The following is a 508-nucleotide window of genomic DNA, read 5'->3' on the forward strand; positions in this document are numbered from 1 at the left end:
TCTTGTGGCTGCCGTAGTAGTGGTTCTTGATGTGCTGAAAATCCACCGTCTCGCCAATCCCCGGCCACTGATACAGCTCACGCAGCCAGTTCGACAGGTTCGGATAATCGGCAATTCGCCGCAGATTGCACTTGAAGTGCCCGTGGTACACCGCATCGAAGCGAATCATCGTGGTGAAAAGACGCACGTCTGCTTCAGTCAGGTATTCGCCAGTCAGGTAACGATTGGCGCCCAGCACTCGCTCCAGATGATCCAGTTCGGCAAACACTTGATCGAACGCCTCTTCGTAGGCGTGTTGCGAGGTGGCGAACCCGGCGCGATACACGCCGTTGTTCACCGCCGGATAAATCCGCTCGTTCAGTGCATCGATCTCGCCACGTAACGGTGCCGGGTAGAAGTCCAGCTCGTTACCGGTCAGGCCATCGAAGGCGCTGTTGAACATGCGGATGATTTCCGCCGACTCATTGCTGACAATGCGCTTGAGTTTCTTGTCCCACAACACCGGCAC

The 508-nt window shown here is 56.3% G+C and carries 1 protein-coding gene; it reads right to left on the reverse strand.

Features of this window, described 5'->3' with window-relative positions; genetic code table 11:
• On the reverse strand, positions 1-508 hold a 508-nt coding region (locus HT737_RS28805), incomplete at both ends, for a glutathione S-transferase C-terminal domain-containing protein (protein ID WP_182404521.1).

The organism is Pseudomonas sp. MD195_PC81_125 (assembly GCF_014060985.1).
Taxonomy (GTDB): domain Bacteria; phylum Pseudomonadota; class Gammaproteobacteria; order Pseudomonadales; family Pseudomonadaceae; genus Aquipseudomonas; species Aquipseudomonas parakoreensis.